Origin of the sequence: Corynebacterium tuberculostearicum SK141 (assembly GCF_000175635.1) — a bacterium.
GTDB lineage: Bacteria > Actinomycetota > Actinomycetes > Mycobacteriales > Mycobacteriaceae > Corynebacterium > Corynebacterium tuberculostearicum_C.
This window is the reverse complement of record NZ_ACVP01000012.1, coordinates 199,176-219,057: the sequence shown is the minus strand read 5'-3', so window position 1 is coordinate 219,057 and position 19,882 is coordinate 199,176. Positions and strand designations below refer to the sequence as shown.

Below are 19,882 nucleotides of genomic sequence, written 5' to 3'. Positions count from 1 at the left end.
TTTATACCCTGGTCTTGGACGAGAGGAAGTCCCAGACCACCCGTGGAGTATCTGGCTGCCAGAACCAGGTGTGGTCTTGCGGAACCTTAACCAGTTGCACATCCTTTTGGCAGCCGTTAAAACTCAAGCGTTCTGAACCGCCAGCCTCCGGAGTGGACTGGAAGGTCATATCGCAGCGATTGCGCTTCAGATAGCCGCCGAGCACCGTACGAACAGGGAGGTATCCAGCCTCGTGCCGGTCACCGCCCTCATAGGTCATCATCTTGTCGTTAACGCCGTGCATGATGAGGGTATTCATCGGCGCATCGGCACAGTTGACCTCAACTGGGTTGTAGAAGGCACCCGAAACCATCGCTACAGCGGCAAAGGTGTCCTGTGCGTGGCAGCCAAGCACCGAGGTAAAGCCGCCTCCATTAGACATGCCCATGGCGTATACGCGGTTTCGATCAACGTGGTAGTCCTTGTCTACCGAATCAAGAATGCGCTTGATAAAGCGGATATCCTCCCCATCGCGCGTCTTAGCATAAGGCGCAGCCTCCCAGGCGCGCTCGAATCCCTCTGGATAGACGATGATGGCCTCGTTATTGGCCTCAGTGGTCTGCATGCGTGCATAGCTGGAGTAGTTCTCCGGGGAATCTCCCCACCCACCGAAGCCGAAGAGAACGGGCGCGGCCTTTTCCGGCGAATAGTGGTTAGGAATACGCAACAAGTACCTGCGGGTCTTGCCCTCGTGCTCCATTTCTAGGGACTGCATGGAACCCGGCGCAAACGGCGGGTTGGGATTGATGCTGGTATCTACCATTGCCGGCCGCGGCGCTGGCTCGGGAAGAGACGATCCCTCAGGACCAGGCGCTGCATTGTCATCGCTGCTGCCGCCTTCTACTGGTGCCGGGGTGGATTCCTTAACACCTTCGGGAACTAGGTGGGACCCATCGGGCTGCGGGGTAACCGGCTTTGCATTTTCGGGAGCAGGTGCTGGAGCCGGGGCCGGTGCAGGCGCAGGAGCAGGTACGGGCGCTGGACCTTCCTGTGCATAGGCAGGAGCAGCGCACACAAGCGCAGCGCTTGCCAGTGCAGCAGCGAGGATCAGGTACAGGGAACGATGAAGAAACTTAGTAACATTAGCCACAAGGTTAAAATTAACCACATCATTCACTTGATTCACTGTTTACACGCCCAGTGCATACTCAATTCTGTAAGAAAAGCCCAAGGCACTAAGCTAGATCCCCATGCACGAAGACAGACCAAGCACCGCCCCCGATTTTTTGCTTTCGCGAGCAACGGGGTCTGTCCGTACCCAAGGTGCGCGCCGCACTTTTAATGACACCGACGCGGCGATTTCCGCCCTGCGTAGCAAGGATGTAGACATGGTGGTCGGCGCGATTCCGTTCGACTCTGACACGCCCGCTGCACTGACGGTACCGGAGGCCATCATTCGCGAAGAGGGCCCCTTGGAGCCGCACGCCTACTACCGGAATAAGAGTCTGAACTCGCGAGTGGTCGGATTCGATCCGGAACCCGAAGAGCACCTGCGCCGCGTAGAGGCAGCCATCGGTACCATCGAGACCTCCAAACTGGACAAGGTGGTTTTGGCCCGCGCCGTAGATATCGAATTCCCTGAGGCAATTGATCCGCGCCTGGTCGCGGCACGCCTTATCGACCTTTCCGCTAACCGCGATGGGTTCATCGCCGATCTCTCCCCTGCTGGCCGGCCGGGCGCGATGCTGGTTGGTTCTTCCCCAGAGGTTTTGGTCAAGCGTCAGGGCTCGACCGTTTCTGCCTTCCCCCTGGCGGGCTCGTCTCCGCGCCGCGCCTCAGCGGCCGAGGACCACATCGCAGGCCAAGATCTCTTGCACTCTGCCAAGGATCTCCACGAGCATTCCTTTGTAGTGGAGCACCTGCGCCGGGTGCTTAGCCCATTATGCGAGCGGCTAGATATCCCGGACGCTCCGCAACTTATTAGCACCAATGAGATGTGGCACCTAGGCACGCCAATTTCCGGAACCCTCAAGGATAAAGACTTGACTGCGCTCGAGCTTGCCTTGGCAGCGCACCCCACCCCGGCTATCTGTGGCACCCCTGCAGAGGCCGCCCAAGCTCTCATTGAGACGGCAGAAACGGACCGTGGATTCTATGCCGGAGCGGTCGGCTGGTGCGATAGCTCCGGCGACGGCGAGTACATGGTAGCTATCCGCTGCGCAGAAGTGGCCGGCGATGGACTTTCCGCGCGCGCGTGGGCGGGCGGCGGCATCGTAGGCGATTCCGACGCTCAGGCCGAACTGGAAGAAACCACTGCCAAGCTGCGCACCATTTTGAAGGCGCTCAGCCTCTAGGCTGCACGCTTGGCGACGAGCACGACGTCGCTGCGGTGGTGCGCACCGGCGCCTTCTGTCAGGTGGCGCTCGCGGCGGGTCAGCTCGACGGCCTCTAGCTCTTGCAGATTCTCCGCTAGCCATTCGGGCATCGCTATCTCAGCCGACTCCATATCGTGATGGACAAAGAGCAGTGTTCCGCCTGGAGCCACCAAACGCTCTAGCTTCTCCACCTCTTCTGGCGTGGCGCGTACCCCGCCATAGTGGACGCTGACCAAGTCAAAGGGCTCATGGCTAAAGTCACTAAACGTTGCGACCTGCGCCGCGACACCGCGGGCCCTAGTGCGTGCGACGGCAGTCGGGGCGAAATCAATGCCCAAGACATCCCAGCCGTGGTTCTTTAGCCAGAGCGCATCCGCACCTTCCCCGCACCCAATGTCGAGGGCGGTACCGGGCTTAAGCCCCGCGGCGTAATCGACAAGGGTCGCATTGGGATTGCCCGACCACACCCGCTCAGTACTCTGGTAGCGTTCCTCCATTTCCTCGGAGGTGGGCACGTAGCCGCGGTGTTCGTGGTGGCTTGGGTTACGCACGGTGGATGGTATTGCGCAGGGTGCCGAGGCCCGGGATCTCGATCTCGATGGTGTCACCTGGGACCATAGGAGCGGTGCCAGCCGGGGAGCCGGTGGTGATGACATCACCAGGCAGCAAGGTATAGGCAGCGGAGATCTCCTCCAAAATGCCGCCCATCTTCACGATCATCTGGTCCGTATTGGAATCCTGCTTTTGCTCGCGAGAACCCTCGTGCGTCAGATACGCATTAATCTTCTGATCGTCTAGATTCAAGCTATCCAGATCGGTTTCGATCCACGGGCCGAGCGGGCAGAAAGTGTCAATCCCCTTGGCACGAGCCCATTGACCATCCTTAAACTGCAGGTCGCGGGAGGAAACGTCGTTACAGATGGTATAGCCCAGCACGTGGTCTTTCCAGTTCTCGGCCTTGATATTCTTCGACGGCTTAGAAATGACCACGGCAAGCTCGCCCTCAAACTCGACGTTGGTGGCGTAGTCCGGGATCTTGATCGCTGCATCCGGGCCAATGACCGCGGTAGATGGCTTGATGAAGATGGTGGGAGGCAGGCTATCGGCAGACTTTTTGAAAACCTCGGCAACGTGGTCCGCATAGTTGCGTCCAAGCGCTACCACCTTGGTGGGAAGGGTCGGCGCCAAGAGGCGAACCTCGTTAAGCTTCCACTCACGGCCGGTTGGCTCCGGCGGGGTGAAGGGCGTGCCAGCAATTTCCTTTGCTACCAACTCTTCCATTGGGGCGTCTTTTGGCCCATCGATAATGGCGAAACAGATTCCTTCGGGGTGTGCAATTCGTCCTAAACGCATAGCGGCAATCCTACTCAATAGCCACCTTCACATGTGTGCAAAGGATACGGTGTTAATTAGTTAATTTGAGTAAATCGTCGTTGCCCCTTACTCACCGTTACTAACCCCAGTGCCGACTACGCTAGGAAACGCTGGACACTTGGGGCGTCGGCAAGCGCCCAGCACAAGAAGCCCACCTCTATGCGACGAGAAGCTGGGCGATTCGGTCACCGACTTCGACGGTCTTTAGCGGCCCATCGCCGCGGTGCGCAACATCTTGTGCCACAGCATCCTCAATCCGCTGGGCGTTGGACTCATCGCCTACGTGGCGAAGCAGCATGGCGGCGGACAAGATTGCCGCCGTTGGATCTGCAATCCCCTTTCCCGCAATATCTGGCGCAGAACCATGCACCGGCTCGAACATGGAAGGATTCGCGCCAGAGGCATCGATGTTTCCGGAGGCAGCAAGGCCAATACCGCCAGTTACCGCGCCCGCCAAATCGGTGAGAATGTCTCCAAAAAGGTTATCGGTGACAATAACGTCATAGCGCGCCGGATCTGTCACCATATAGATGGTTGCAGCATCAATATGCTGGTAATCCACCCGAACCTCTGGAAACTCGGCGGCGACTTCATTAACGGTGCGCTGCCACAACCCACCAGCATTGACCAAGACATTTTTTTTGTGCACCAAGGTCAGATGCTTACGGCGCTGCGCTGCCCGCGCAAACGCATCGCGCACTACACGCTCCACGCCGAAACGAGTATTTTGCGATACCTCGCTGGCCACCTCGTGCTCAGTTCCTTCTCGCAAGGTACCGCCGTTTCCACAGTACAAACCCTCGGTACCTTCGCGCACCACAACGAAATCGATATCGCCCGGTTCAGCCAGCGGCGAGGAAGCGGTGGGATAGAGCCTGGAGGGGCGCAGGTTCACGTGATGATCCAGCGCAAACCGCATCTTAAGCAACAGCCCCCGCTCCAGCACGCCTGGTGGCACCTCACCTGGGGCGCCGATCGCTCCCAATAGGATCGCATCGTGTTCGCGCAGGCTCTTCAAATCAGCGTCCGTGAGAAGCTCCCCATTGCGCAGATAACGCCGCGCACCCAGGTCATACTCAGTGACTTCAATATCGGAGCGAACGGCGCGAAGAACCTTGAGCGCCTCGGCCGTCACTTCTGGTCCAATTCCGTCGCCGCCAATGACCGCTAGTTTCATTATGTAGGATCCCTTTCTCACAGAGTGGATATGGACTTACCCTACCAAAAAGAACCCGCGTAGCGCAGGCAGATACCTGTAACTACGCGGGATTAGATTCTTAGGCAGTCGGCGGGCCTAGGCTTCCATGTCTAGCTGCTCGCATTCGGCACCCAAGGCTGCGTTAATTTCGGCGATGAGATGCTCTGGTACCTCGGCTTCCACGCGCAGAATTAGCACAGCATCAGATTCCTGTTTACCGTGCGTAAGTGCGGCCGCCACGATGTTGATTCCCGCAGCGCCCAACTTGGTACCCACCGTTCCTAATGCACCTGGGGCGTCCGCGTAACGGAAGAAAAGATTGCGGCCGGTAGCACGCATATCTACGCCGCGGCCGTTGATGCGAATGAACTTTTCGGTTCCATCGACACCGATAAGTGCGCCGGTGAGCGAGGATGTCTCGCCATCGGCGCCAATAACCTTCACCTGCAGGGACGAGCGGTGCCCCTTGGACTCCGCATTGGTAGATACCTCCACCTCTACCCCGCGACTATTAGCGATCTGCATTGCATTGACAAAGGTCACCGGCTCCGAAGTCACCCCGCTAAACAAACCCCGGACGGCAGAAAGTCCTAGCACCTCTACATCTTCGGTAGACAACTCGCCACAGGCCTCCACCTCGACGGCAACGGGAGCCTGACCCAAAAGGCGGCCAGCAGTAAGTCCTAGCTTGCGGGCGAGGTCCAACCAACCTGCAACCTCTTCTCTCACTGCCCCGCCGGAGACGTTGACCGCATCCGGCACAAACTCTCCTTCAAGCGCCTTCAAGACAGACTCTGCTACATCGGTTCCCGCACGGTCCTGGGCCTCTACAGTGGAGGCGCCTAGGTGCGGAGATACGGTGACTTGCGGCAGCTTAAAGAGCGGAGAATCAGTGCACGGTTCCGTGGCATAGACATCAAAGCCCGCACCTCGATGGTGTCTCGACTCGATAGACTCAGCCAGGGCCGCTTCATCTACCAAACCGCCTCGCGCTGCGTTAATGAGAATCTGCCCCTGCTTGGCCTTTGCCAAAAGCTGCCTATCAAACATTCCGGCTGTCTCCGGAGTCTTTGGCAGGTGAATGGTCACGAAATCCGAACGCGACATCAGCTCTTCTAGCTCAACTAATTCCACGCCCAACGCTGCCGCGCGAGCCGGGTTGGCATAGGGATCGTGCGCGATAATGGTCGTCTCAAAGGACTTCAGTCGCTGGGCAAAGAGCTGGCCGATGTGCCCAAAGCCAACGATTCCGATGGTCTTTCCATAGACCTCTACGCCCTTGAAAGAAGATCGCTTCCACTCCCCTTCGCGCAGGGATTGGTCGGCTGCTGGGATCTGGCGCGCCGTCGCTAAGAGCAGTGCAATTGCCTGTTCACACGCAGAGTGAATATTCGATGTTGGCGCATTGACCACCATGACGCCCTTGTCTGTGGCCGCCGGAATATCGACATTGTCCAGCCCCACCCCGGCACGCCCCACAATCTTGAGCTTTGTAGCCGCTTCCAATACCTCTGCATCAACGGTTGTGGCAGAGCGCACCAGCAAAGCCTCTGCCTCCGGAACCGCGGCGAGGAGCTCGGCACGATTCGGCCCATCCACCCAACGGACCTCAACAGAATCCCCCAAGGCCGTAACCGTGGACTGGGCTAATTTATCGGCAATAAGGACTACCGGCTTCGACATATCTTCCTTCGCTTAAATAAAATGCGGTGCACGCGGGTTGCCCGCGTGTCAAGGAAGTGTAGTTCAGTCAGGAGTGCCCTGCTTGATTTTTGCCTTAAATTCTTTCACTCGACCGAATTCCGGCCCCAAAGCTACTAAGGCGCCGTCCTCAAGGCCCGCAACAGCAGCCATGCTGTGCTTATCCGCTAGCGGATCGGCAGTCGGCACGACCAAAACTCTTCCACCGTAGGCTGCCGCAGTAATAACGTTCGCGATGGGACTATCCTTAGTGGCAACGATATTTGGCGCCATCTGACCGTCCCTGCGGGACTGTGCTGGGATGGGTTGGTTCTTTTCCTCTCCGGCATCGAGTTCGCCTTCATACGGCACCCAGGCAGGACGCAGCTCCATATGGGGAGTCTTATCCAGCCGTGCAATATCCTTTACCATCTGCTCCGGCGAGGCTACCACCTTGGAACCATATTGGAATGCCGTGAACTCCCCTAGTGCCTTATGCGTTCCTGGATCCTTGATCACGCTGAATTCACCAGAGGTTTTCGTCCACGGCACGTCACCTACTACCACCAAGCGACTTACTCCCAAGTCCGTGAGCAACTTATGGATCTCCAAACGCCTAGCATCGTCATACTGCACCGCTGGCAAATGCTGGTTTACCGCCAAGGTTGCTGCACGAAGAATAGATTTATCGTCCGGAGCAAAAAGGACAAGCGAATCCGAATCTTCAAAAAATAGTCGGCTGGCTTCAATTCCAATGGGGTCATTAACAATGACCAACTTGCCATCAAATTTCGGATCAATAAGACGGTTTTGGTTTTCCGCCTTGGCCTTGCTGAGATCGATTTCGGACTCATCCAGATCGGATAGACCACGCCTGACCAGCTTGGATTCTGTGACCGGAGTGCCACAGGCTGCTAGCGCTAGGGAAGCAACAAGCACTGTAGCGGCCAAGCGCACAGATTTAGCGATCAAAAGCTTGCGGACCTTCCTCTCCACCAAAAAGGTTTGCTTCATCCACATCGCGGATAACGGGTTTACCTAAAGCATATTCCACAATGCCCAAGAAACGGTGACGGCGGTCCGCAAGGAATTCACGCGGCTGTGATGCGCGCAGGAAGTCCAGGTCCATTTCGTGGGATGCTAGCACCTCATCAAATTGCGCATCTTCCATGATGGACTTGGACTGAACGCGAGGTAGGTAGCGGTTGGGGGCGAAACCGTCGAGCACTACCTCGGTTCGTTTGCCCATCGGGGTGTAGTTCATCACCGACTCCGCCAAGACGGGATCAACTCCGTGACGCTTGCACCAATTGAGCGGGAATACAGGGAAAAAGCCTGGCTTGAGCTCTTCAAAGGTATGCCGGGTGAAGGCCTTTCCGGTGCGCCAGTCCTTCGCGCCGCGCGCCATAAGGAGGGCATAGAGTCCGTGCCATACGCCATCTTTGCCATCTACGGAAAGCAGCCGGGATTCACGGAAGGTGGCATCAGCGACGGTCTTCGGCGTCTCATCCGTTGCACCGGCTACCCATTCGGTGACCTCATCTACGTCGCGAGCTGCACGCAGCTGCACTGCAGAAGAGCCGTAGAGCTCGCCAAAGACGCCACACCAGAACCATTGGTTGATGCGGTTCCAGGACTGCTCGGTAGAAAGCGCTCCCCCGCGCTTGGCCAGGCGGGCGATAATGACTGCCAGGGGAACAATCTGCTCATTAAACGGAACCTGATCCATGCTGAGGATGCAGCGCTGCGCCAAGAACTCTGATACCTCACGGAAGGTAATGCGCAGATCGTTGGCTGCCGACTTGTACTCCGCCAATGACAACTTCAAAATATCCTCGCGCTGGCCACCTGCACAGCCCTTTTCACCGGAGACCAGAAGCGATACTGCAGAGAGGAACTCGGTGCGCCCAATTCCATCCAAGGCTGGGGACTTACGCAGATCCTTTTCCACTTCTTGCCAATCAGCGGCCAAGTGGAAGCTGGGGTCCTCAGAGGCAAAGACGGCAGTGAGCAGATCGAACACGTCCATCTGCAAGCCGGCCGAGTTCGCTTGGGCAAAAATCGAGCCGATGCCGGCTCGCTCCGTCTCGCGGGAAAGTCGAATCATTGGCAGGTCATAACCGGACAATGGCCGAATGATGCGATTATTAAAGGCAGCCAGTTCCGCGCTGTATTCCTGTTTGGTCGCCGCAAGTTCAAAAAGCATGCCGACGCCGTCTTCACTGAGCAGAGAAGCCACGGGAATGCACATATTCTCTAGCGCATCTTCGCGCGTTAGGATATCGCCCTCAATTGCTGGTGCAAAGTGCGAGCGAATCTTTCCGTCTTGATTGACCGCGAAGATGGCATCATCCGGCATTAGATCTCCGCGAACGGCCGCGCGAATATCGATAAAGAAGCGGCGGTGAATCTTCTTCTTGCGGAAGTCAGTGGTGTCTACGAAGCCCTCGCCGTTGAAGCAGTGATACAGGGTGGTCAGGCGCTGCTGCCCGTCTAAAAGGAGCAAGCCGGGGTCGACGCCAGTGTCAGGTGCGCCCGCAAGGGTACGGGGACGAAAGCGCATCTTTTCGTTTCGGGTGTCAAGAGCCATGAGCGCGCCGATGGGATAGCCGCGCAGCACGGAAACAATAAGAGATCGAATACGATCTTCATCCCAGGCATAGCTGCGCTGGAAGTCAGGTAACTGGATATCCCCGCGATCAATTCGTGCAAAGAGGTCTTTGAGGTCATAGCTTGGCGTCGTAAAACCCATGGCCCTCATCCTACTCCCCGCACCGGAGTTTTACCTGACACAAATAAGGCAAAACCCACGGTAAACATGCCTGTTCACCGTGGGTGTGCACTATAGACGCCGCCTTTTATTCCTAGGCAGTAGCATCCAGCGGGTTCTTGACCCAGCTCATCAAATCGCGCAGCTTGGTGCCGGTCTTTTCAATTTCGTGCTGCGCAAATTCCTCACGCAGACTCTCGAGCTCCTTGTTGCCGCCCTCAATATTGGCCAGCAGGCGCTTGGTGAAGGTGCCATCCTGGATATCGGACAAGATATCCTTCATGCGCTGCTTGGCATCGGCATCAATTACGCGAGGGCCAGAAATGTAGCCGCCGAACTCGGCGGTATCAGATACCGAGTAGTTCATGTTGGCGATGCCGCCCTCAAACATCAGGTCCACGATGAGCTTCATCTCGTGCAGCACTTCAAAGTAGGCCATTTCTGGCTCGTATCCAGCCTCCGTCAGAACCTCGAAGCCGGTGCGAATCAGGAACTCTACGCCACCGCACAGGACAGCCTGCTCGCCGAAGAGGTCAGTAACCGTCTCTGCTTCGAAGGTCGTCGGGATAACGCCGGCACGCGCACCACCGATGGCTGCTGCATAAGACAGGGTCAGATCGTGGCCTTCGCCCTTAGGATCCTGTTCGGTAGCGATGAGGCACGGAACGCCCTTGCCATCAACGAACTGGCGGCGAACCAAATGGCCAGGCCCCTTAGGTGCAACCATGCCAACGGTGACATTGGCTTGCGGTTCAATCAGCTTAAAGTGGATATTCAAGCCGTGCCCAAACAGCAGCGCATTGCCGTCTTCCAAGTTGGGGGCAATTTCATCTTCAAAGATCTGCTTCTGAGAGGTATCTGGTGCCAGCAGCATAATTACGTCTGCCCACTTGGCAGCCTCTGCGACGGTCTTGACCGCAAAGCCTGCTTCCTCGGCCTTGGCCGCCGACTTGGAACCTTCACGCAGACCAATAACAACCTCGACGCCAGAATCGCGCAGGTTCTGCGAGTGTGCATGCCCCTGGGAGCCGTAGCCAATAACGGCTACCTTACGACCCTGGATGATAGACAGATCCGCATCATCGTCGTAGAAGGTTTCAATAGCCATATCGTAGTCCTCAATTCTGTAGTAATTGTAAGTTCAATGAATCAACGTCCCACCTAACACTATACCACTATGCGAGACATAGTGTTCATATAGTGGGATTTAATTTCGCGGGGGTGCCATCGCCTTCGGACCACGCCCCAAGGCCACGTCACCAGACTGCACCAGCTCGAGCACACCGAATGGCTCCAGGACATCGAGAAGGGCCGCCAGCTTTCCAGGGGTACCAGTGGCCTCCACCACCACTGATTCTTGTGCCACGTCTACCACACGGGCACGGAAGATATTAACGGCATCGACCACCTGCGGCCGATTGGCGTTATTCGCAGCCACCTTGACCAGCATCAGGGCTCGCGCCACGGTCGAGTCCGCTTCGAGCTCCACCACCTTGATGACCGGCACAATCTTGTTGAGCTGCTTGGTCACCTGTTCCATAATTCTTTCGGAAGCATCGACCACGATGGTTAACCGGTTAATCCCTGGATTTTCCGTTTGGGCAGAAACCAGCGAAATGATGCTGTATCCACGCCGGGAAAACATGCCGGTCACGCGCGACAAAATTCCCTCTACGTCTTCTACCAGGACCGACAAAGTATGCCGGGAAACGTCACTGGGTGCCATGCCTATACCTCCTGGATAGTCTCGTCGATATCGGCAGGAGCTTCTGCTGCCGATTCATTGTCAGCAAAAAGCGGGCGCAAGCCACGGGCATATTGAATTTCTTCGTTAGACGCCCCACCGCCAATCATTGGCCAGACCTGGGCATCTTCACCAACGATGAAGTCAAGGACCACTGGGCGGTCATTGATTGCGCGGGCCCGTTCAATGGCCGGCACTACTTCTTCCTCACAGGTGACTCGGATGGCCTCGCATCCCAGCGCCTCTGCCAGGCGGACGAAGTCTGGGGTATAGACATCTCGTTCTCGCAGCTTGGTATTGGAGTAGTTCTCATTAAAGAACAGTGTCTGCCACTGACGGACCATGCCGAGGTTGCCGTTGTTAATGACGGCAACCTTAAACGGAAAGCCCTCCAATGCCGCGGTGGTGAGCTCCTGATTGGTCATTTGGAAGCAACCGTCACCGTCAATCGCCCATACTTCTTTATCCGGGCATGCTACCTTGGCACCAAGGGGCCGCCGGCACGGCATAGCCCATGGTTCCGGCACCGCCGGAGTTGATCCAAGAGCGTGGATGCTCAAAATCAATGAACTGTGCCGACCACATCTGGTGCTGTCCCACACCGGCACAGTAGATAGCCTCAGGACCTACGGTTTCACTCAGCTTTTCCAACACAAATTGGGGATTGAGCTGCCCATCCGGAGTGGGATCATAGCCACGGGGGAACCGTTCCTTGAGCCCATCGAGGTAATCCCGCCATGGGCCTACTTCCGGAGATTTCACCGCGGAGTTCTTGCGGGACTCCTTTAAGAGACCTGCCAACACGTTGCGGGCATCACCCACGATTGGCACGGCAACGTCGCGGAGTTTCCCAATTTCAGCCGGGTCAATATCAGCATGAATTACCTGGGCCTCAGGAGCAAAAGTGGAGGTATCACCGGTTACTCGATCATCAAATCGCGCGCCGATAGTAATCAACAGGTCAGCTCGCTGCATGGCCGCAACTGCAGGGACGGTGCCATGCATGCCCGGCATACCCATGTGGAGCGGATGAGATTCCGGGAAGGCCCCCAAGGCCATGAGCGTAGTCACGACAGGGATTCCGGAAAATTCCGCAAACTCGCGCAACTCCTTGGCCGCCTCGGCTTTGATGACACCGCCGCCGGCATAGATGACCGGCTTTTCTGCCTGTGCAATGAGCTCAACCGCTTGCACGATCTGGCGATGGTGCAGCTTGGTCGTCGGTTTATATCCGGGCAGTTCAAACGTAGCCGGGAAAGAATATTCCAATTCACCGTTTTGCACGTCCTTCGGGATATCCACCAAGACCGGCCCCGGACGGCCCGTAGACGCCAGATGGAATGCGGCTGCAATGGCAGCTGGAATCTGGCTCGGTTCCGTCACGATGTAGTTGTGCTTGGTAATCGGCATCGTCACGCCGCGAATATCGGCCTCTTGGAAGGCATCGGTTCCCAAGAGGTTGCTGCCCACCTGGCCGGTGATGGCGACGATGGGAACGGAGTCCAGGTTGGCGTCGGCAAGCGCTGTCACCAAGTTGGTCGCACCCGGCCCGGAGGTGGCAATGCATACGCCTACCTTGCCGGAAGCTTGGGCATATCCTTCGGCGGCGTGGCCGGCACCCTGCTCATGGCGGGTGAGCACATGGCGCAGCTTGGTCGAGGTGTGCAAGGCATCGTATAGAGGAAGCACGGCACCGCCTGGAATGCCGAAGACGATATCGGTTCCCAAGTCTTCGAGAGTGCGGACAATGGCGTGAGCACCACTCATCCGCTCCGGAGCGTGGGCGCGTGAGGCTGCAGCCACCGAAGCGGGCGTGGGCGAAGTTGTCGTAACCACGGTTAATGTGCTCCTTGGAATGGTCTATTACAGGTCCTGATCATCATTGGCACCGGCTCCAGATATGAACAAAGCCCCCGCGGGCTTTTCTGTCTGCGGAGGCGAAATGCGTCGACGTCATGAAGCGTCGCGGTCACCACCGCGTTGGTACTGCCTGAAGTCGAATAATGATCATGGGCCTGACTATACATTGATAGGTATTGCACTCGTGGTAATTACCCCCTTTTGGGATCCGATTCCCACCTGGTGGGACACGCCTGAAAAATAGGTTCGCCCTTGCCGGCCTTAGTGAATTAGGCTTGCACACTATGACTCCACCACCTAAGGACAACCAACCTCGTCAGTCCACCACCCAGGCAGAGGTTTTCAAGCCATCCCGCGATCACATCTTGGGCATCCTCATCCTGTCCGCCATTGCTCTGCTGAGCATCGGATGGGCCCCCAAATACCTCGCATGGCTGTTCATAATCCCCATCCTCGGATTGTGGTGGGTCATAAAATCCCGCACAAAAGTCTCCGAATCTGGAATCGCTATCTCTTACGCATTCCGGAAAAATATCCAGATCGCATGGGACGATTTTGCCGGAATCGGCTTCCAACGCGCCCGCACCTTCGCCCGCACCAAGGCCGGCGCGGAGCACAGCCTGCCCGGCGTTACCTTTAACTCGCTCCCGCGACTTTCGGAGGCCTCCCGCGGCCGCATCCCTGACGCCCTTACCCAGGGCCGTGAAGCGGCAGATGACAAGGTGGTAATTGTCCACCGTGACGGCCAACAAGTCCTCCTCAGCAAAGAAGAGTATGAGGACTACCTCGAGCGCCACCCCGAGCTCAAGCCTTCGGCCGAAAACTAAATACGCCGCCTACACTCCCCCCACATCCTTGAAGGAATGGTGACTGAAAACCATGTTCCCGCTGCGTTCAAAAGTAACTACCGTCGGCCGCCAAGCCTCTGGCGCCCGCGCCCTCTGGCGGGCCACCGGCACCAAGGAAAATGACTTTGGCAAACCGATCGTCGCCATCGCCAACTCCTACACCCAATTCGTCCCCGGCCACGTACATCTCAAAAACGTTGGCGATATCGTCGCCGACGCCGTGCGCGAGGCTGGCGGCGTGCCCAAGGAATTCAATACCATCGCCGTCGATGATGGCATCGCCATGGGACACAGCGGCATGCTCTACTCGCTGCCTTCGCGCGAAATCATCTCCGATTCCATCGAGTACATGGCCAATGCCCACACTGCCGACGCCCTGGTATGCATCTCCAATTGCGATAAGATCACCCCGGGCATGCTCAATGCGGCACTGCGCCTGAACATTCCCACCATTTTCGTCTCGGGTGGACCGATGGAGGCCGGCAAAGCCGTCGTAGTCGATGGCGTTGCCCACGCCCCCACCGACCTCATCACCGCCATCACCGCCTCCGCTAATGACGCGGTATCTGATGAAGGCTTGACCCAGGTCGAGGAATCCGCCTGCCCCACCTGCGGCTCCTGTTCCGGCATGTTTACCGCCAATTCCATGAACTGTCTGACCGAGGCACTCGGCTTGGCGCTGCCCGGCAACGGCACCACCCTGGCCACCCACACGGCTCGCCGCAGCCTTTTTGAAAAGGCCGGCTCCACCATCGTCGATATGTGCCGCCGCTATTACGGCGAGGAGGACAAATCCGTTCTCCCCCACAATATCGCTACCAAGGAAGCCTTCACCAATGCCATGGCGCTTGACATGGCCATGGGCGGATCCACCAACACCATCCTGCACACGCTCGCGGCCGCACAGGAGGGCGAGGTGGATTTCACCCTCGATGACATTAATGACATCTCCTACCGCGTGCCCTGCCTGTCCAAGGTCGCGCCCAATGGCACCTACCACATTGAGGATGTCCACCGCGCCGGCGGTATCCCCGCTATCTTGGGAGAGCTTCGCCGCGCCGGGCACCTGAACTTGAAGGTGCATACGGCGCTATACGACAACGCCGAGCAGTGGCTCGATGACTGGGATATCCGCAACCCGCACGCCACCGATGAGGCTCGCGAACTGTACTACGCCGCGCCGGGCGGCGTGCGCACTACCGAACCCTTTTCCCAATCCAACCGCTGGGACGAGCTCGACACTGACGCCGCCAATGGCTGCATTCACGACGCCGATCACGCCTTTTCTTCCGACGGCGGCCTAGTTGTCCTGCGCGGAAACCTGGCTCCAGACGGGGCCATCGTCAAGGCAGCGGGCGTTGAAGAAGAGCTGTGGACATTCTCTGGACCTGCCCGTGTGGTCGAATCCCAGGAAGAGGCCGTATCGATAATCCTGAACAAGGAAGTTCAGCCGGGCGACGTGGTGGTCATTCGCTATGAAGGCCCGTCCGGCGGCCCGGGTATGCAGGAGATGCTCCACCCCACCTCCTTCCTGAAAGGCGCCGGTTTGGGAAAGGCATGCGCCTTGATTACCGACGGCCGCTTTTCCGGCGGCACCTCAGGCCTTTCCATCGGCCATATCTCCCCGGAGGCAGCCCACCAGGGCCTTATCGGGCTCATCGAAAATGGCGACACCATCACAATCAATATCCACGAACGCGAACTAACCCTGGATGTGGACGAGGACGTGCTGGAGCGCCGCCGCGCTGCCCAAGAACAGCGCGAGCGCCCCTGGACCCCAGTGAGCCGCAACCGACCGTTCACTAAGGCGCTGCGTGCGTATGCAGCCATGGCCACCTCTGCCGATCGCGGCGCGGTGCGCGCGGTCGATGGCCATGTGAATTAGCCAGTATTAACTGCTAAATCCCTATGAGCCTCGGTGGGGTGCACGCCCGTTTGCCTGCAGATCGCATAAAGTGTACTGCGATGAAACTCGCGCGCACCCCACTTTTTCGTTATGCCTTAGCTCTGCTGGGCCTCATTTTTGGCGCCTGCAAGATTATTCAAGACACCCGCATCACGGACTTTCCCATTGACATGGTGGTCTACCGCGAGGGCGTCAAGGCCTTCCTTGAGCATCGCTCCGTCTATAGCGAGCCCATGCTGGCCGGGGACATTGAACTTCCCTTCATTTATCCGCCCTTTGGCGCGCTCGTCATGGTTCCGATCACGGCCTTTGACGGCATTGACCACGATATGGCAGGCGACATCGTGGTCGTCCTGTCTGACCTTCTCGTGCTCCTATGCCTCTACTTTGTATTCAAGGCAGTCCTGAAAAAGCCAGAGTTCCTCCTGCCCGTCACCGCCATTACTTGGGCCATTGCCTTGCGCTTCGAACCAGTTGACCTCAACAATGGTTTTGCGCAGATCAATATCGTGGTGATGGCGCTGGTTATCCTCGACCTCGTTCCGCGCAAGCGCTTCTTGCCCCAAGGTATCTTGATTGGCTTGGCCGCCGCAATCAAAATTACCCCACTGGCTATGTTGCTGTATTTCCTCGTGCGCAAGGAGTGGAAGCAGATTGCCACAGCGCTCCTTTCCGCTGTTGCGGCCACCCTCCTTGCCGCAGCCTTCCGCTGGGACGCGTTCGTGGAGTTCTTCAGTTCCAAATTGCTCGATATGGGCTCTGGCGGCGACTTCGGCGTGGGGACTGATTACCAGTCCAATAGCTCTATCAAGGGCGCCATTCAGCGCATGTATTCTTCTTCCGAGGCCATGGACGCCAATGGGCTGGCCATCAACATCGCGTGGATCGCCGCCTCCCTCGTGGTAATTGCATTCGCCGCGTGGCTTATCAAGCGGCTGTGCGAGGAGCACCTGCTTGTCGACGCCCAATTGGTCACCGCCCTCACCCTCCTGCTCATCTCCCCGGTTTCCTGGTCGCACCACTGGGTCTGGCTCACGCTCATCATCCCGGTCTTTGTCTACCGCGCCTGGACCTGGCTGCCATCTGGATGGGCCGCGGGCAGCCTGCTGACCGTCCTCGTCGCCTGGTCAGCCATGCTGCTGACCGTCCCGCCCAAGTGGTGGTGGGGCGATCAAGTCGATGTCCACGCCATGGAGCGCTACCAGAAGTTCTGGGTGGATGACTTCGTGTGGCTAACCATACTGACCGTCGCACTTTTCGCAGCCGCTTTCTATGCCTCCCAGCGCAATAGCCGGAACGCGAATACCGCTACTCCTGCCCCGCTAGCGTCTTAAGCGCCGCAAGGTGCGAATCGAATGCGGCCTTACCTTTAGCCGTGAGCATCACCCATACCGTGTCCTTGCCACGCGAGGATCCATACTCACGAAAACGACTGACATACCCCTCTTTTTCCAGTGCGCTTAGCTGCTTAGACAGCGTGGCATCGGATTGATTCACCTTGTCCCGAATCGCAGCAAAGCGCATCTCTTTGTTGATGGCGCCTTCCACTGCGCCAGCCGCGTTGAGCACCGCACAAATTTTAAATCGGTTGAGCGGGTGAATTACTGGATCAAGCTCACTCATCACCGCTCGCCTGCTTGCCGTCTTCATGGCCACGCGTGGACATATCCATTGCTCCCGAATTGAGAGCCCAAAACACGCCCACGCCCCACAGCGTGAATACGATGGCCGCAATTACCATGTGCCCTTCGAGAAAGGTCTGGAAGAACGTAGGGGCAAACATTAGAAAAATTCCGAAATAGTATTTCTTATCCGGCTCCGGCTGGTTGAATGGATCCTGCCTATAGCTCGGACGCACATCACCCTGATGGCTACCCACCCACATTGCCGCTCCGAGGCCAAACATCATGAAGCCGAGGAACGCCCACAGAGGAATATCATCTTCCCACTGGCTCATAACGAAATAGCTTCCTGCAAGAACTACTGCGAGCGAGGCATTAATCACGGTCCGCCTCTTGCCGCTTTGCTCCTTCTCCACTTCCTCGTTGAAGGACAGTGCCTCGTGCACGCTTTCATCCATTCTCGCCGTTCCTTTCACCTTCGACTTTTCGTTGTTTTCCACTTTAGAAAGTATCATACTTTCCGCCATGGAAAGCAAGAGCAAAAGAAAATCCGCCGCAATTGCGACGGACAGCTATTGGCGATTAGTTCAGCGGATTAACGCCTGCGCCGAAGAACCAGAGGGCGGCGAGGATGGCGATGCCGATGAGAACAAAGGCCCAGGAAGTACCCAGCGGGCGGCGCGCCCAGGAGCGCTTGAAGTCTAGGGAGATAAAGCCTGGGCCAGTAAACTGCAGGCCTACTGCGATGACAAAGAGGATCAAGGAAAGCCATACGGATTCCGGCCAGCTAAAGACATCCAGGCCAGCATCGGTCTGGGCGAGCTCGTGGACGGCGGTAAAGCCGGTCACTACCAGACCAATCATGGCCGCCAGCGGCGTAATGAGGCCGAGCAGCAAGAACACACCAGCGATAAGCTGCATGGTCGGCACCGCGATAGACAGTGCGGTATCCCAGGCATAGTTGGCAAAATCGCCTTCCAGGCCGGACAAGCCCTCGCTATCGCCAAGCGTGAAGAAGGTCTTTGCTCCCGCGACGATAAGGTAAGCGCTCAGCGCCAAGCGGATGAAAAACAGGCCGAAGTCGATGGTGCCGCGGCGACCATAGCGTTGGTAGCCTTCCTTTTCCTCCTGCTCTGCCTGCAGGCGTGCCTCGCGATCCTCCGCGGTTTCGGTGCTGAGGGTGCTCTCTACGGGGGCGTCGGCAGTAGCAAGTGCCGTTTCTTGCTCTGCGCTAGCCGGCGTGGTGGACTCCGGTTGCGCGAAGGCTACGGTCTCTTCGCCGGCGCCACTGTCCTGACGTGCGGCTTCATTGGCACTGGAATAGGACAGCACCTCGGTTTCAGGGTGGTCCTGCTGCGCCTGGGAAGGCTTGATCTCCTGCGGCTCAGCGCGGCCGGCGCGCTCGAAAAGGCCGGGCTTCGACTTTCCCTGGCCGGAAGCAGAATCCTTACTAGCGGGCTTCGCGTTGTAGGTAGGCACGTCCATATCCTCATCAAACGGGGTGGCTTTATCCGGTTGCTGCTTATCGCTCATAGCTCCAACTTAGGGCACGTGCCTGCACTTTTGTGGTACCCACCACGGCGCGCCGCACCAGCTTGCGCGCTATGTGGCCACCAAGTCGCTCGCAGCCTCGAGAACCGAACGCGTAAGTTCGCTCAAAACCTCTGATTCCAAGCGCCAACGCTGCCAGTAAAGGTCGATATCGAGCGGGGAGTCGTCGAGAAGCACCAGCTCTTTTGCCGCCAATAGGGGCAACGCTTGGGCCTGGGGCAGAAGTCCCCACCCCAGACCAACGCGAACGGCCTCGAGGTAGCCCTCGGAAGAGGGAATCTGCGATACCCGGGCACGCACCACGGCCGAATCAATGAAGCGCTCCCGCATCGCATCATCCAGCACCTGATCGTTGGGACCATAGCCAACAAGGGGCATAGTTTCCCAGGTCAGGTGGCCATTATGGAAGCTTTCTGCAATATGTGGTGCCGCGACTGGGAAGTAGCGCATCGTACCTAAGAAGCTAGACTCGCAGCCCGAGACCGGTGTGGCTTCCCTCGTCACCGCGCCAAGCACATCGCCCCGCCGCAGCTTGGCTAAGGTGCGCGCCTCATCCTCAATCCGGATGCGCAGGGCGACATCGCCCCGCCGCGCGGTATCACTAAGGACCCTACGAAACCATGTCGCTAGGGAATCCGAGTTCACTGCAACAGAGAGCGGGACCCGGGCTAGGCGGTGGCCCAGGCGCGCGTCCGTTTCGGCCTGCACCAACGCCATACGGCGTGCGGATTGCACCAGGATCTCCCCCGCTTCTGTCGCGGTTACCGGAGTGGCACGGCGAAGGAGCACTCGACCGGTGCTCGATTCTAGGGCCTTGATTCGTTGACTTACCGCAGACGGCGATATACCGAGCACGGCTGCGGCAACATCGAAGCTGCCTTCGTCCACGATGGCGAGCAATGTTTCTAGGTGCACCGGGTTCATGAAGCTATTCTAAACCAACTGTAGATTCATTAACTGGACTAATTCAGGCCG

The 19,882-nt window shown here is 57.8% G+C and carries 17 protein-coding genes and 1 pseudogene; 4 read left to right on the top strand and 14 right to left on the bottom strand.

Translation table 11 applies throughout. The features are described from left to right. Position 1 precedes the first annotated feature (1 nt). Complete coding sequence (locus CORTU0001_RS04510; RefSeq protein WP_244262090.1) at positions 2–1,129, bottom strand: CE1 family esterase; 1,128 nt, start codon at positions 1,127–1,129, stop codon at positions 2–4. Between the two features lie 100 nt (positions 1,130–1,229). Between CORTU0001_RS04510 and CORTU0001_RS04505 the strand changes: the two genes are divergently transcribed. After that, positions 1,230–2,333: an isochorismate synthase gene (locus tag CORTU0001_RS04505; RefSeq protein WP_034668155.1), complete on the top strand. Its 1,104-nt coding sequence runs from the start codon at positions 1,230–1,232 to the stop codon at positions 2,331–2,333. Here the strand turns inward: CORTU0001_RS04505 and CORTU0001_RS04500 are convergent. From CORTU0001_RS04500 to CORTU0001_RS04460, 9 genes and pseudogenes are all read right to left on the bottom strand, one after another. Then, complete coding sequence (locus CORTU0001_RS04500; RefSeq protein WP_084771622.1) at positions 2,330–2,851, bottom strand: class I SAM-dependent methyltransferase; 522 nt, start codon at positions 2,849–2,851, stop codon at positions 2,330–2,332. The genes CORTU0001_RS04505 and CORTU0001_RS04500 overlap by 4 nt on opposite strands. Before the next feature lie 46 nt (positions 2,852–2,897). Beyond that, positions 2,898–3,707, bottom strand: coding sequence for a fumarylacetoacetate hydrolase family protein (locus CORTU0001_RS04495; RefSeq protein ID WP_005327736.1), 810 nt, complete (start codon positions 3,705–3,707; stop codon positions 2,898–2,900). A gap of 178 nt (positions 3,708–3,885) precedes the next feature. Further along, the gene (locus tag CORTU0001_RS04490) at positions 3,886–4,905 is read right to left on the bottom strand and encodes a 3-isopropylmalate dehydrogenase (protein ID WP_005327735.1); all 1,020 of its coding nucleotides are present in this window, start codon (positions 4,903–4,905) and stop codon (positions 3,886–3,888) included. A 117-nt stretch (positions 4,906–5,022) separates the two neighbouring features. Then, positions 5,023–6,609: a phosphoglycerate dehydrogenase gene (serA, locus tag CORTU0001_RS04485; protein WP_005327734.1), complete on the bottom strand. Its 1,587-nt coding sequence runs from the start codon at positions 6,607–6,609 to the stop codon at positions 5,023–5,025. A gap of 63 nt (positions 6,610–6,672) precedes the next feature. Then, the gene (locus CORTU0001_RS04480; protein ID WP_239454589.1) at positions 6,673–7,578 is read right to left on the bottom strand and encodes a hypothetical protein; all 906 of its coding nucleotides are present in this window, start codon (positions 7,576–7,578) and stop codon (positions 6,673–6,675) included. After that, a complete protein-coding gene (locus CORTU0001_RS04475) occupies positions 7,568–9,358 on the bottom strand; it encodes a GmrSD restriction endonuclease domain-containing protein (protein ID WP_005327732.1) in 1,791 nt (596 codons plus the stop codon). The genes CORTU0001_RS04480 and CORTU0001_RS04475 overlap by 11 nt, the downstream gene beginning before the upstream one ends. A gap of 112 nt (positions 9,359–9,470) precedes the next feature. Then, on the bottom strand, positions 9,471–10,484 hold the full coding sequence (gene ilvC, locus CORTU0001_RS04470) for a ketol-acid reductoisomerase (RefSeq protein WP_005327729.1): 1,014 nt from the start codon (positions 10,482–10,484) through the stop codon (positions 9,471–9,473). Positions 10,485–10,583: 99 nt separating this feature from the next. Continuing rightward, positions 10,584–11,102 carry an acetolactate synthase small subunit gene (gene ilvN, locus CORTU0001_RS04465; RefSeq protein WP_005327728.1) on the bottom strand — a complete coding sequence of 173 codons (519 nt, stop codon included), beginning with the start codon at positions 11,100–11,102 and terminating at the stop codon, positions 10,584–10,586. A gap of 2 nt (positions 11,103–11,104) precedes the next feature. Further along, positions 11,105–12,887: pseudogene (locus tag CORTU0001_RS04460) on the bottom strand (acetolactate synthase large subunit). 377 nt (positions 12,888–13,264) lie between these two features. Here CORTU0001_RS04460 and CORTU0001_RS04455 point away from each other — a divergent pair. The 3 genes from CORTU0001_RS04455 to CORTU0001_RS04445 all read left to right on the top strand — a co-directional run bounded on the left by CORTU0001_RS04455 (position 13,265) and on the right by CORTU0001_RS04445 (position 17,068). Beyond that, positions 13,265–13,807, top strand: a complete 543-nt coding sequence (locus tag CORTU0001_RS04455; RefSeq protein ID WP_005323328.1) for a PH domain-containing protein — start codon at positions 13,265–13,267, stop codon at positions 13,805–13,807. A gap of 52 nt (positions 13,808–13,859) precedes the next feature. Next, positions 13,860–15,713, top strand: coding sequence for a dihydroxy-acid dehydratase (ilvD, locus tag CORTU0001_RS04450; protein ID WP_005327715.1), 1,854 nt, complete (start codon positions 13,860–13,862; stop codon positions 15,711–15,713). Positions 15,714–15,793: 80 nt separating this feature from the next. Further along, positions 15,794–17,068, top strand: coding sequence for a glycosyltransferase family 87 protein (locus tag CORTU0001_RS04445; RefSeq protein ID WP_005327712.1), 1,275 nt, complete (start codon positions 15,794–15,796; stop codon positions 17,066–17,068). Here CORTU0001_RS04445 and CORTU0001_RS04440 read toward each other — a convergent pair. The 4 genes from CORTU0001_RS04440 to CORTU0001_RS04425 all read right to left on the bottom strand — a co-directional run bounded on the left by CORTU0001_RS04440 (position 17,043) and on the right by CORTU0001_RS04425 (position 19,831). Continuing rightward, on the bottom strand, positions 17,043–17,357 hold the full coding sequence (locus tag CORTU0001_RS04440; protein ID WP_034668152.1) for a transcriptional regulator: 315 nt from the start codon (positions 17,355–17,357) through the stop codon (positions 17,043–17,045). The genes CORTU0001_RS04445 and CORTU0001_RS04440 overlap by 26 nt on opposite strands. Beyond that, positions 17,350–17,856: a hypothetical protein gene (locus CORTU0001_RS04435; RefSeq protein ID WP_244262089.1), complete on the bottom strand. Its 507-nt coding sequence runs from the start codon at positions 17,854–17,856 to the stop codon at positions 17,350–17,352. Before CORTU0001_RS04435 ends, CORTU0001_RS04440 begins: the two co-directional genes overlap by 8 nt. Before the next feature lie 82 nt (positions 17,857–17,938). Beyond that, on the bottom strand, positions 17,939–18,889 hold the full coding sequence (locus CORTU0001_RS04430) for a DoxX family protein (protein WP_005327705.1): 951 nt from the start codon (positions 18,887–18,889) through the stop codon (positions 17,939–17,941). Between the two features lie 69 nt (positions 18,890–18,958). Further along, a complete protein-coding gene (locus tag CORTU0001_RS04425) occupies positions 18,959–19,831 on the bottom strand; it encodes a LysR family transcriptional regulator ArgP (protein ID WP_005327703.1) in 873 nt (290 codons plus the stop codon). Positions 19,832–19,882: the final 51 nt, after the last annotated feature.